Origin of the sequence: Clostridium fessum (assembly GCF_003024715.1) — a bacterium.
In the GTDB taxonomy this organism is placed as follows: Bacteria; Bacillota; Clostridia; order Lachnospirales; family Lachnospiraceae; genus Otoolea; species Otoolea fessa.
Genome location: NZ_PYLO01000001.1, coordinates 208,027 through 221,104, shown reverse-complemented (window position 1 = coordinate 221,104; position 13,078 = coordinate 208,027). Strand labels below are relative to the sequence as shown.

Genomic DNA, 13,078 nt, shown 5'->3' with positions numbered 1-13,078 from the left:
TAAATGCGGGAAAATGGACAAAAAAAGAAGCGCCGGACGCAGAGGCTTTGACAGCCCCCGCACCCGGCGTTTTGCTTATTCGTCTGTGAAGTGGAACCGCTGCGCCGCAAAGTCGGCGTCGCTCATGGCGTCCAGCTTATCGGCGGTCTGGCAGGCCAGCACCGCCATTTCCTTGTCCATGTCCGGCAAAGCTGCCCGGAGATTTGCCGCCGTCTTGCGGCGGTCGGCGTTGTGGTACAGACAGATCAGGTTTTCTTCTTCCACGGTGAAATACATTCCTCATACCTCCATTTCTTTTGATTTTTCCCGCACCGGGGGTTTCTTTTTCTGTTCCTCCTTGGCGGCGGCAAGCTGCGCCCGGATGGACGGTTTCTTTTGCTTCTGCGTCGTCTTTCGGGTCTGCTTGGGCTTTTTGGCCTCCGCCTTGGCTGCCTCGGCCACATCCAAAAGGGAAATCTGTTCCCCGGCTTTTGCCCTTGCTTCCAGTTCCTCCATAGACGGGGCATTGTTCATCATGCCATCGATCATGTTGTAGTTCTGCTCGGTGGACATTTCCGCCGTCTTGATATGGCTTTCCTGCTGGGCGGGGATGGCAAAGGCCCTTGTGCCGTTTGCCATAATAAGATACCTGCCGTCCTCCGACTGGTGGTGGAATCCATACCCGGCGGCCTCCATCTGTTCCCGGCTCCTGTCGGTCAGATAGAAACGGCCCCTTGGCGTCTGGATTTGTTCGCCGGTCATGCACTCGTCCGGCGTGAGCTGCTTTTCCGGCTGGGCGAAAAACTCCGGCACCTGCCGGTAGTCGGCCCCCTCGTCCACATAGTAGGCAGTCTGTTTCCCATCCTGCCGGAACACCACAATATCCCCCGTAGAGAGGGAATGTCCCTTGTAATCGGAGGGATGTTCTATGTTGAAGCGGCGGTAAATCTCGTCCAGTGTGGTGTCCTTGTCCAGCGGCGCGGTGTAGACAAGCTGATAATTCTTCCTGTCCACCGAAAGCCCGTCCGCCTGCAAGTCCTCATAGGAACGATAGCGGAAGTCGCGCCCCTCTGGGCCGGGCGGCACTTGGTAGATGGAAAAGTTGGGCTGCGCTGGTGCTTCATAATCAGAGGCAACATATTCCTCCACCGTCAGCCCGGCAGCGGCGGCCTCCTGTTCCAGCTCTGCCTCGATCTGTTTTTTGTAGTCCTGCAAGTTCTGGTCGAAATCGGCAAGCTGCGGCGGCTCCGGCAAATGGTACTGGCCCTGATTGAGAAGCGGGCGGCACTCCTTTACATAGTCCAGAACCGCGTTGAAATAAGCGGTCTGTTCCGGCGTCAGGGTTTCCCCGGATCGCAGGGGACGCCGGGCCTCCTGCTCCATAGCGGCCAGATTGCAATGCAGTTCCATATATGGGACGAACTCATGCAGCAGCATATCCCGCTGGGCCTTGTCCGCCTCCCATGCCTCCGGCCCCTCATGGTGCAGCACATGGTTTTTCCAGCTTTCATCCTGTGCATAGTATTCGTGGTAGCCCCGGATATGTTGGATCAGGGAACCGTCCCCGTCGCCAAAGTCCTGCCGTCCCTCGTAGCTGTCCGGCTGGCCCTGCATGGTAAAGTCAATGCGGAACTTGGTCTTGTCGTACCAATGGCCCGTATAGCCCGGCTGCTCCCGTTCATGGCGTCTGGCACTGTCCAGCTCCTTGAAAACGGCCTCGGCCTCATGCAGCGGCATTTGCTGTCCGTCTTTCAGATGGGGACTTTCGCTCCAAAGGATCGTGACAACCGGCTCCGCTGCCGGATTCTGCGCGATCTGCCGCTGGGCGTTGGCAACGGCAATCTCACTTCCGATCTCGCTTTTCACAAAGGAATCCATCTGGCCCTTTTGCAGCTCATAGCCCTGTTCGCACAGGCGGTTGATAAGCCCGATTACTTTGTCGGTATCGCCCACGGCCTCGGCATAGGCCACGATCAACTGCCGTTCCTCGCTGCCCAAACGCGGGGCGTTTTTCTCTGCCAGTTCAATCAGAGCGGCGGCTCGGTCAGCCGGGGACGCCTCCGGCATGAACGGCTTTCCATTCAACAGGCCGTCGATCCCATTCCACGCCTGCGGCTGGGGAATGGCGTTGGCCTGTTCGGTTGCTTCCAGAAAACCATCCAGCCCGTCGCCGGTCAGGGGTTCCATTGTCCCAGCCGGTCGCTCATGGATCGCAAGGATTTCTTTTCCGGCTTCCACAAGGGACAGGCCGGGATTGTCAAGCTGGCCTCCGTCCAGTTCTTTGTAGTCGGGGCCGTACAGCGTGTAATCATAGCCGGTTTCCGATGTCTGGATATACAGGTAATCGCCGCTTTCCAGACGGTAGGCGGCCTCCTGCGGGGCTTTGGCCTGTTCCAGCGTTCCATCCCCGGCAATGGTAAAGCCCTGCACCTGCGCCGCCTCCTTGGTTCCCTGCGACACTTCGCCGGTGGATTTCAAATCCGCGTCAATCAGGGTTTGCAGCATAGCTTTTACGCTGGCGGTCATTTCCTGCTGTTGCTCCGGGGGCAGCTTGGAAAATACGCTGTCCGGGTCTGGCTGCTCGGCGGCCTGTTCCAGCGGCGCGGCCTGCGGCTGCTCCTGCTGGGCCTGCCGTTCTTTCTGAAGCTGGGCAAGGTGGCCGTCAATGGTGGTAATCAGTTCATGGGCGGTGGCCCGGATGGTTTCAAGGGAGGCTTTCAGCTCTTTCAAGTCCTTGCCGGAACTCCAACCGGCCACATAGCCAAAGGAATAGTCGGAGGTGTCCAGCCCGTAATGCTGGCATACGGCATAGGCCACGCTTTCAGCCTGCACTTCGCGGGTGCGGCTGTCGGGGCGGTCGGCCTGCTCAATGGCCGGGGCTTCCGGGTCGATGGCGTGTAGCTTGGAATGGGCGATCTCATGGATGGCTGTCTTTAGGGTCTGTAATTCGCTCATGCCCTCCTGAATGGCGATCCGCTTTTCCGTCAGGTGGTAATAGCCGTGGGAACCGCCCGGAATGTCCTCAAAACCAATGGGAACCGGGGAGGTCTGTTCCAGCGCCTTGAAAAATTCCCCGTAGCGTTCCACGCTGCCGGTCAGTTCTTCCACGCCGATAGAGGGCAGCGGTTCCCCCTCGGTCTGGCTCACATCAAAGACAGAAACGATCTTAAAGGCCGGAACCTGTATTTCCTGTACTTCGGTAACAGGCTTTCCGTCTTTTCCCATCACCGGCCTGCCCTGTGCGTCCAGCTTTTGCACTTCCTTTTTCGCCTTGAACGGGGCCGGGGCCAGTATCTTGATGGCCTTTTCGCCTTTCTTTACATTGCGGTGAAAATCGTCCCGCCACTTGTTGTAGCCCGCCACAAGCTGTCCGCCCTGCATGGCGATCAGGAGGGTGTTGTTGAAGCTGTAACTGTGGAACTTGGACATGGTGGTGAGATAGGCTTTGTAGCGTTCACTCTCGAAAAGCTCCTGTATGCCGGTTTCCAGCCGGTCGGTGATCTCTTTCATGCGCTCGGCGCTGTTCTGGCCGTTTAAGAGAATGGGGGTGACAGGCTGCGGGGCCTTTGTAGGCGCTGCCGCCTCCGGCTGTACCTTGCTTTCCTCCCGCAGAATTTCCGGCGCAGGATAGGCCATCACCCGGTATTGTTCCGGCACTGGCTGGCCCTCATGGACGCGCTGCCATTCGTCGCCGCTTTTTACCAGATAGCCATAATCGGTAAAAACACCATGCTCTGTGTTGGCAATATGCAGGCCAAAACGGGGCAGGAGAATCCCTGCTTTCCATTCCTCCGGCATATCCACCATGCCGGAACGGTTTAGATAGTAGTCGCCCAACTGTCCTGTGCTGGTGACATCCGGCAAATGCACATAAAAGTCCACATTTTCGGGATAGTCGATAATCTGGCCGATATTGTGAAAATCACTCTGCGGGCTTGTCAGGGCGGCGTTCAGCTCCGTAAGTTCGGCGGCGTCCAGCTTTTCCAATCTTGCAGCAAGGAAGTTTAATTCATCCATGCCTGCGGACAGCACCATATCACGGGGCAGCTTAATAGGTCGCTTCTGTGGGCTTCTATACCCATATAGAAAAAAGTCCTGTGGATTGTCGGTGCTGATTCCGATTTCCCGCAGGGCTGCTTGCAGTTTTTCGGTTGTGGTCGGCAGAGAAAACCATAGGCCCTCTTTGCCTTGCTCATAACGCTGTCGGTTATGAAGAAGTACGGAAAACACTTCGCTCATTGAATCGCTCCTTTCACATAATATAAGGGTTTGGGGCTTCCCCAAAGAGAAAATCCCCGGCCCGGCAGGTGCGCCGGGTCAGGAATTTTGCCGGGAGTGTGGCTACACTCCCTATGCTTGCTGTTTTTAGTTTTTGCCCCTCTGTTCCACGCGGTAGTTCACATACTTGCCGCCGGTATCGGCCAAAAGCACCGTCCCGTCATAGGTTTTGCCGGTTTTCATGGAGCGCAGGCCCTTTACCTTTGCTTTTCCGTCTTTAAGGAGCGCGGCGGCGATCTTCGGGGTGAACGCCTTGCCTCGTTCCTCAAAAAATCGGTCATTCTTCCACATGACAAACTGGCAGCTTCGGTTTCCGCAGTAGTAGTTCTTTTTGCCCTCGTAGACGCTTTCCCCGCAGCGCGGACATTTGCCGATAACCACACGCTCGGTCTGAAACAACTTCTGCGCGTCCTCGCTGATCTGGGAGTAGCCCACGATCAGGCCCCTTGTCATTTCTGCAATGCCAGCCATGAAGCCCTCCGGGTCGGCCTGCCCCTTGGCAATGGCCGTCAGCTCCGTTTCCCACTGTGCCGTAAGCTGGGGAGAGGTCAGCACTTCCGGCAGCACACAGGCAAGGTTGTGGCCGTCCTTGGTGGGAAGTAGCTGTTTTCCCCTGCGCTCCACAAAGCCCATCTGCACCAGCTTTTCTAAGATGGAGGCGCGGGTGGCCGGGGTTCCCAATCCCTGCCGCTCGGCGTCCTCCGGCAGATCGTCCGCACCGGCGCGCTCCATAGCAGAAAGCAGGGTATCTTCCGTGTAGGATTTTGGCGGTGCGGTGAAATGCTCGGTGACGGCGGCAGTTACCTTGTCAAAGGTCTGTCCCTCGGTGATCTCCGGCAGTTCCCGCGCAGGCTCCGGGGCGGTGTCGTCGGCGTCTGTTTTGAACGACGCCTTAAAGCGGCGGTCAAGCTCTTTCCAGCCGGGGGTCAGGATGGTTTTTCCCTTGGCGGTAAAGGTGTTCCCGGCACAGGTGAATGTGGCGGTGACAGCTTCATACACATGGGGCGCGGCCACGGCGCACAGCAGCTTGCAGCACACAAGGGACAGCAGTTTCTTTTCCCCCTCGGCCAGCCCGTCAAAGCCTTTCTGCACAAATTCCATCGTCGGGACAATGGCGTGGTGGTCGCTCACTTTTTTGCTGTTCAGCACCCGGCCAAACTGCGGGGACAGGTCAAGCCCCGTTGCAAAAGGAAGCAGCGGCCACAGGCCGGACACAAGGCTTTCCGCCGTTGGCAGCATATCATCGGTCAAATACTGACTGTCGGTGCGGGGATAGGTCAGCAGCTTCTTTTCATAGAGCTGCTGGGCATAGTCAAGGGTCTGCTTGGCGGTAAATCCAAACAGGCGGTTTGCTTCCCGCTGCAAGGTGGTGAGGTCATAGAGGCGGGGCGGCTGCTCCGTCTTTTTCTCCCGTGTTACCGACACACAAACGGCCTGCGCCGTTTCACAGGCGGCTTTCAGGGCCTTGGCGTCGTCTGCGTTTCTCATGCGTTCACTGGCCGCCTCCATGCCGCCCGCCGCAATCTGGACGATGTGGTATTTCTCTTTCTGAAAGCTGCTGATCTTGGCCTCCCGGTCAACCAGCATTTTCAGGGTCGGCGTCTGGACACGGCCCACGGTCAGGGTCTTGTGGTAGAGGATGGAGAAAAGTCTTGTCGCGTTGATCCCCACCAGCCAATCCGCCTGCGCCCGGCAAAGGGCCGACTGATACAAGTTGTCATAGTCAGTTCCCGGTTTCAGATGGGCAAAGCCGTCCTTGATGGCCGCGTCCTCCATGCTGGAAATCCAAAGGCGCTGAAACGGTTTCTTGCAGCCCGCCATCTGGTAGACGAAACGGAAAATCAATTCCCCCTCGCGCCCGGCGTCAGTGGCGCACACAAGGCCGGTAACATCGGGGCGCTCCATCAAAGAACGCAGGGTGTCAAACTGCTTTTTCTTATCATCGGGAATGATGTACTGCCATTCCTGCGGCAGAATCGGCAGGTCGTCATAGCGCCATTTTTTGAAACGCTCGTCATAAGTCCCGGCGTCGGCAAGGGAAACAAGGTGGCCGATACACCAGCTCACCAGATAGCCGTTTCCCTCCATGTAACCGTCCTGTTTCTTGTCCGCGCCGATCACGCCCGCAATGCTGCGGGCGACGCTTGGTTTCTCTGCAATTACTAACTGATAGCTCATACTTCGTCCTCCTTATTTCCATCTTCACTTGTCATATCCTCGTCCGGCTCCGGGGCTTCGTCCTCGTCGTCCTCGTCCTCTCCAAAGTCATACTCGGCCAGATCGTCATTGCCTGTGGTGTCGGCTTTTTCCTTTTTGAATTTCAGGAAGTAGAGGGCTGCGCCGCCGCCCAGCAGCACCACCACAAAGAACACCACAAGGCCGCCCATGCCGCTTGGCTTTTCCTCCTGCGGCTTTTCTTCCTCCGGCTGGGGCTTCGGCTCCGGCCCGTTGCAGGCGGTCAGGTTGTTTTTACAGACCGGGCAGGCCGTATTGACGGCCCCGGCTTGACACTTGGCCGTACAGGTGCAGACCTCCGGCTCTTTTTTCCCGTCCTCCAACAAGGCTTGCAGGTCGGCGTCGTCCACTTGGTTGAGGAAATGCACCGCCGTTTCCTTGTCCTCGTTGGCCCGGTCGATCAGGATGTAAAAATAATTCCCGGCCTTGGTGGTAACGGTGATAAGCTGCTTATCCCCGAAAAAATCATCCACCAGCGTAGCGTTGCCCTGCGGGGTGACAGGTACGCCCTCCGGCTCCATGCCGCCGGTGGTGGGTTCTTCGGTTTCCTCCGGCACTTCTGCGGGGGCCTCGGTGGTTTCCGGCAGCGGCACCGGGTCAGGGTCAGCGCCCCCGGCGTAGGCGGTAACGGTCGTGGTCGCCATGCAGAGCGCAGCGGCCACAGCCAGCGTCAAGGTGCGGAACAGTTTAGATTTCTTCATGGGCGCTGTCCTCCTGTTCAAAGTCCGGGATCGGGGCCGGGGCCGCCTGCAACGCGCCGCCGCGCACAAAGGCGGCGAACTCCTGCGGGGTCATGTTGAGGCCGCGCACAAGCTGGACGATCTGCAAGTTTTCCTGTTCGGTCTTGGCCGCTTCCAGCTCCCGAAGCTGCTTTTGCAGCTCCGCGATCTTGCCCTTGGTTTTCTCAATATCCTTTTCAATGCGTTCCAATTTGTTCATTGCCATAGTGATTTACTCCTTTCTGGCGTTTAAGGCAAACGCCCGTAACAATAAAAATGCTGCTGCCAGTAGCTTGAATTGAGGTTCGTGTAGGAAATGGGGTCGCCGCAGTGCAGCATGACCGAATTTCCCACATACAGCCCCACATGGGACATCCCGGCAGTGTCATAAGTGCCGACGAAAAATACAAGGTCGCCGGGCTTGGCCTGCTCCGGGGAAACGGGAGTGCAGATGTTGTAAAGCCCCTGCGCCGTCTGGCGTCCCACATTCCAGCCGGAATGATTGATAACCCAGCTAATGAAGCCGGAACAATCAAAGCTGGTGCTTGGGGAGCTGCCGCCCCACACATAGGGATAGCCCACATACTTTTCCGCCTCCGCGATCATGGCGGCAAAGGCTTCGTCCTTTAGCGCCTCCGGGGGGATTTCATAGTAGGTCGGCTCTTTCGGGGTGGAGGCGTGGGGATAGCTGCCGTTGGGAAACAGGTCTGGCCGGTTGCCCAAAGTCTGCATATAGGCAGCATAAAAGCCCATCTGTTCCTCGGTGAGAATGTAGATGGGCAGGTGGGACAGGTCAAAGTTTTCCAGCTTCACATTGCAGATGTAATAGGTGTAGGGAACTTCCACGGTATAGGTGTTTCCCTCGCTGTCCGTCCTCGTTTCGGTGCGGTAGCGGGTTTCCGTTTCGATGGTCTGGGTCAGGATGTACTGCTTTTCAAAGAGCATGGCAAGGTCGCCCTGTACCTCCCCCAAAGTGAACACGCCGTTATGCAGCGCGGAGAGGATGGAGGTCAGCACATAGGGGGCATGTTTGATCTCGTCCAGATCGAAACGGTATTCGTCATAGCCAGGGTGCAGGCTTTCGTAGTTGTCAAGTTCGTGCTGCAAGTCTGCTTCCAGCGCGGCATAGGCGGCTTCGGCTCCCAGCATATCGCTGTCCTCGGAGAGATAGGAGGTGGCGGCAAGGCCCGTCCCGGTGCTGCCAAACATGGCGGTGCAGGATTGCAGGCCGCCCATCACCAGCAGGAGCATGAGGCCCACGCCGCCGACGATCAGCGCCCCTTTCCAGTGCCGGGCGGCAAAGGACGCGGCCTGTCTGCTTTTTTCTGCGGCTTTCTTGGCTGCGGCACCCGTGGTCTTGGCGGTGCCTGCGGCCCCCTGTGCGGTCTGACCCGCCGCCCTTGCTACCTTGGCATATTCCCGCTTGATGTGCTGTTTCTGCCAGAAGCGGGAAACGGGGTTCTTGACCGCCTGCGCCAGCTCCGGGTTGTCCCGCAGGGATTTTTGATACGCAAACTCGGCGTTGGCAGCGATGGACTTTCGCTCGGCCTTGGCTGCGGCCCGGTAGGGTTTGAGCTTGTGGCGGTGGACGCCGCTGCGGATCATGCGGCCCACCTGCCGTTCCGCCAGTTCCTCCCCCTTGTGGCCGCCCTCCACGCCCACATTTTCGTGTTCTACCTCGTGGATTTTTCCGTGGAGATAAAGCCCGGCTTCCTGTATGGGGCGGCTGGCCGGGTTTGGTTTGAGCTGGGGAGGGGATTTCTCCACCTTGTCAAAATACAGCCTGCTTTTAGCCTTGCCCTTGGCCTCGTCATAAACGGTTTCCTTGGTGACGACGCGCTTTTTCGGCAGGGCTTCTTTGGCCGCTTCCAGCTGATCCGCCCGTTTTTCTGCCTTTTTGATATACGGGGCCAGCTCCGGGGAGGCCCGTTCCTCGGCGGTAAACTGCAACCGGGAAACGGGGCCGGTGGCCTGCGCCACGGTTTTTCCGGCGTCCTTGGCCGCTTTCCTTGCCTTGTGGCGGTCGTGCAGTTCGTCCGCCCGTTCCAGTATTTTTTCCGCCGCGCCCTCCGGCTGGGCGGTGTATTCCTGCTCGGCCTCCCGGCTGGACACATTGACGCTTTCGCCGGTGGTCTGGTTATCCAGCGTCAGGCCGTCGCAGGTCATGTGCTGCGTTACCTTGTCGCGGGGTTTTAAGGGTTCCATATCCGATCACCTCCTTGCTGTCTGTTCCGGCAGCGCCCGGTTTCAATCTCTGCAATATAGCGCAGGATGGGGTACACCTGCGGGGGAACAACTGCGTTTCCCAAAGTCTTTAACCGCTTTGCCACATTCGCCGGCGGGTCGCTGATTAAGTACGGGATTTGCGCCGGTTCTTTGGCCCACATGGAATGTCCGTCCATCTCCGGGGGAATCCCATCAGCCATTCCACCCAGTCGGGGTTCAGTTTCACATCCCCCGGCGGGCTGCCCAGCAGTTTGTAAACCGCCCATGACAGCCGCGCCGTCCATACGGTTCCGCTGGGATTGTATTTTCGGAAGCTCCCGGTCGGGGTCATCCGCACATCGACAGTTTTCCCCACATCCCCCGTGTCGCTGGCAAGGGGCGTGGGAAGCAGCATGGCCGATGATGAAAGTTCTTTTGCGCTCATGCCATGCGCCGACGGCGACAGCAGGAAGTACGAAAACCCTAACGGCGTAGCCTGCCTGCTCCAAGTCAAAAACCGTCTTGTCGAGCCCCAGATGGATGAAGCCAGCAACATTTTCTCCAAGCACCCAAGAGGGGTGCAGTTCCCGGATAACGCGGAGCATTTCGGGCCATAAATACCGTTCGTCCTCAAATCCCCGTTGTTTCCCGGCGCTGGAAAAGGGCTGGCAGGGGAATCCCCCGGAAATAAGTGTGGTGGTTTCTTGTCCTGTTTTTTCAAAAAATGCCTCCTTTGTCACTGTGGTAATGTCCCGGAATTTTGGTACCTGCGGCCAGTGCTTTTTCAAAACTTCCATCGGGAAATCCGCCCATTCGCACTGGCATACGGTGGTAAACCCTGCGGCTTCCGCCGCAAGGTCGATCCCGCCGATCCCGGAAAACAGGCTGAAATGTGTTAAGGCGCTCATACCGTCGCCCCCTCGCCTAACCGGGTCGTCATGATCTGGTAGAGCTGGGTGTTTTTCGGGATGGGGTTCTTAAAGGGCAGGATCACATTTTCGTAAATGAGAAGCCCCTCGCCGGGTTCGGAATTGTCCACATACCGTAATTGCTGGGGCGAAATGTTCAGCCGTTCCGCAAGGATTTTGCGGTCGCCGCTGGCCTGATTGAGCAGGCAGATAAAGTCGCTGTTTTCCAAAATGTTCTCAATTTCCGGGGAGGAAAGCAGGTCTTTTACATTCTGCGTCGCACCTGTGGGAATCCCGCCCCACTTACGAAAACGCTTCCAAATCTCACAGGAAAAGGCCGCCGTCTGTTCCTCACGCAAAAGCAGGTGGAACTCATCACAGAAATACCATGTCGCCTTGCCCTTGCTGCGGTTTTGGGTGACGCGCCCCCAAATCTGGTCTTGGACAATGAGCATACCGATTTTCTTTAGCTGCTTGCCCAGTTCCTTGATGTCAAAGGCCACAATGCGGTTTTGAATGTCGATGTTGGTTCTGTGGTTGAACACATTTAGGCTGCCGGACACATACAGGTCAAGGGCCTGCGCCACCCGGTCAGCCTCCGGGATATGCTGGTCTAACAGGGCTTTATGCAGGTCTGCAAGGATGGGCATATTTTCCGGCTTGGGGTCTGCCAGATAAGGCCGGTAGATCACCTGTACCGCCCGGTCGATCACCGTCTTTTCAATGGCTTCCAGCCCGTTCTTGCCGCCCATGACAAGCTCACAGAACGACAGCACAAAGTCGGATTTCAAGGCCAGCGGGTTTTCATCCTCGGAGTAATTCAGGTTGATGTCCAGCGGGTTCACATAGTTTTTGCTGGTAGGCGACAGCTTCACCACCTGCCCATGCAGCCGCTTCACAAGGGGGTAATACTCGGCTTCTGGATCACAGATATACACATCGTCCGGGGTGCAGAGGAACACGCTCAAAATCTCGGATTTACAGCTCATACTTTTGCCGCTTCCCGGTGTCCCCAGCTTTAGCCCGTTGGGACACCTCGCCCGTTTGCGGTCGAGCATAATCATGTTGCCGGTCTTGGCGTTGATCCCGTAATACATGGCATCGCCGCCCTGAAAAAGCTCCTGCGTCACAAAGGGGACGAACACGGCCACGCTGGAAGTCGTCAGGGAGCGTTCAATCTGGATGTGGCTGGCCCCAAGCGGCAGGCTGCTCATAAGCCCCTGTTCCTGCTGGTAGTCCAGCCGCACAAGGGAACAGTTGTATTTCTGTGCAATACCGGCAGCCCAGAACACATCGTTTTCCAGCTTTTGCCGGGTGTCTGCGGTGTTCAGCACCAAAAAGGTAAGCTGGAACATCCGTTCATTCCGGCTCTGCAAGGTCTTTAACAGCTCCTTGGCGTCCTGCCCGTAGGTGGCAAGGTCGCTGGGAAGTATATCCATGTCGTAACCACTTCTTACCGCCCGTTTCTGTTCCTGAATCTTCATGGCGTCAAGGTCGGTGATCTTGCGCTTGACCGTCTTAATGGCGTCGCTCTGGTCGATGGCCTGCACATGGAGGTTCACCACAATGCCGTTTTCTGTGTTGAGGAAGTCGGCCAGCATTTCATCCGACAGCTCCGGGGAGAGGATTTGCAGGAAGCTCACCGCCCCGTATTTGCCGCCCAGCCCGAACATCCGGGCATTGCCGAAGCGGAACGAGGACGGGGCGATAAAGTCCTTGGTGGAAAGCCCCGACGGGGCAAGCCACTTCCAGTCAAAAGAAAACGGCTCCCCGTCCGGGTGGAAAATGCTGTGCATGACTTCCAGCCGCTGCTTGGCGTCCAGTCCCCACGCGGAGGCCCCCATGCTCTTGAAATAGCCCAAAAGGTCGGTTTCGATCCGGCGCAGTCTGGCGCGGGCCATTTTCAGGCTGTCCGCCTCGATGGTGTAGGTCATAAATTTCCGCTTCATCAGGCCGTTGTTCCCGTTCACAAGCTGGTCTTGCAAAATGTCGGAATACTCGCTGCGGATGTCGTCGAAGTCGTCCCCCTGCGCCCGGATTTCAAAGCTCTTGGCGTACTGCTTGGGGTCGATCTTGCGGTTGATAAAGGAAAACTGCACATGAATGGAGGCGTCCAGATAGTTGTAGAGGTCGCACAGGTTTTCAAAGATGGCGGTCTTGGTGTCCGCCTGCGCCAGTTGGTAGCTGATGTCCGTAAACTCAATGCACTTGGAAAAGGTGCGGGGCGTTACCCGGCATACGCCGTCCTGATACATGGCCTCATAGGGAATACTGGCCTGTGCCGAATGGGGCTTGCCGTCGCCCTTATACTTTCGGATGACGGCCTGAATCTCTTTCTTTTCGGCGCGGGTGAGCTTGACCGGCGCTTTTGCGCTCGTTTCGTTCTTTTGCTTTTTGGACAATGGCGTTGACCTCCTTTTCCATTTGGGATTGCCGCACAAGGGCGGTATAAGCGTTGTTGGTCTGGTAGGGCCGTTCCTTGGGCTGGATGAAGCAGCACTCTACGATCTGGCGCACCACCATTTCAAGGGGCTGGCCGTGTTTTTCGTAAAGCGCCAGCAGAAAGCCCGGCAGCATGGCGAACACCATAATGAGCGCCGCCGCGCTGGTCGGGACGCGGCCCCGGATCAAAAAGAAAAGCGGGACGCCAATAAGCAGCGCACCGCCAAAACAAATGAGCTGGCGTTTCGTCAGCCCGAATACTACCTTGGATTTGACCTTGGTTAAATCCTTGGGGACAGTTACATAAGCCAT

9 protein-coding genes are annotated in these 13,078 nt (G+C 57.3%); all 9 read right to left on the bottom strand.

Translation table 11 applies throughout. The features are described 5' to 3' along the window. Nucleotides 1-75: 75 nt before the first annotated feature. The 9 genes from C7U56_RS01080 to C7U56_RS01040 all read right to left on the bottom strand — a co-directional run bounded on the left by C7U56_RS01080 (nucleotide 76) and on the right by C7U56_RS01040 (nucleotide 13,078). The gene (locus C7U56_RS01080) at nucleotides 76-276 is read right to left on the bottom strand and encodes a transposon-transfer assisting family protein (RefSeq protein WP_071441250.1); all 201 of its coding nucleotides are present in this window, start codon (nucleotides 274-276) and stop codon (nucleotides 76-78) included. A 3-nt stretch (nucleotides 277-279) separates the two neighbouring features. Beyond that, nucleotides 280-4,218, bottom strand: a complete 3,939-nt coding sequence (locus C7U56_RS01075) for an LPD25 domain-containing protein (RefSeq protein WP_106999811.1) — start codon at nucleotides 4,216-4,218, stop codon at nucleotides 280-282. Nucleotides 4,219-4,344: 126 nt separating this feature from the next. Next, on the bottom strand, nucleotides 4,345-6,435 hold the full coding sequence (locus C7U56_RS01070; protein ID WP_106999810.1) for a DNA topoisomerase 3: 2,091 nt from the start codon (nucleotides 6,433-6,435) through the stop codon (nucleotides 4,345-4,347). Beyond that, complete coding sequence (locus tag C7U56_RS01065) at nucleotides 6,432-7,193, bottom strand: DUF4366 domain-containing protein (RefSeq protein WP_106999809.1); 762 nt, start codon at nucleotides 7,191-7,193, stop codon at nucleotides 6,432-6,434. Before C7U56_RS01065 ends, C7U56_RS01070 begins: the two co-directional genes overlap by 4 nt. After that, the gene (locus tag C7U56_RS01060; protein WP_003509287.1) at nucleotides 7,180-7,437 is read right to left on the bottom strand and encodes a DUF4315 family protein; all 258 of its coding nucleotides are present in this window, start codon (nucleotides 7,435-7,437) and stop codon (nucleotides 7,180-7,182) included. The genes C7U56_RS01065 and C7U56_RS01060 overlap by 14 nt, the downstream gene beginning before the upstream one ends. A gap of 23 nt (nucleotides 7,438-7,460) precedes the next feature. Next, nucleotides 7,461-9,416 carry a C40 family peptidase gene (locus C7U56_RS01055; protein WP_106999808.1) on the bottom strand — a complete coding sequence of 652 codons (1,956 nt, stop codon included), beginning with the start codon at nucleotides 9,414-9,416 and terminating at the stop codon, nucleotides 7,461-7,463. Next, on the bottom strand, nucleotides 9,404-10,324 hold the full coding sequence (locus C7U56_RS01050; protein ID WP_055200128.1) for a DNA cytosine methyltransferase: 921 nt from the start codon (nucleotides 10,322-10,324) through the stop codon (nucleotides 9,404-9,406). The genes C7U56_RS01055 and C7U56_RS01050 overlap by 13 nt, the downstream gene beginning before the upstream one ends. Continuing rightward, a complete protein-coding gene (locus C7U56_RS01045; RefSeq protein ID WP_106999807.1) occupies nucleotides 10,321-12,726 on the bottom strand; it encodes a VirB4-like conjugal transfer ATPase, CD1110 family in 2,406 nt (801 codons plus the stop codon). The genes C7U56_RS01050 and C7U56_RS01045 overlap by 4 nt, the downstream gene beginning before the upstream one ends. Beyond that, entirely contained in the window at nucleotides 12,629-13,078 is a 450-nt protein-coding gene (locus C7U56_RS01040; RefSeq protein ID WP_106999806.1) for a PrgI family protein, read from the bottom strand. The genes C7U56_RS01045 and C7U56_RS01040 overlap by 98 nt, the downstream gene beginning before the upstream one ends.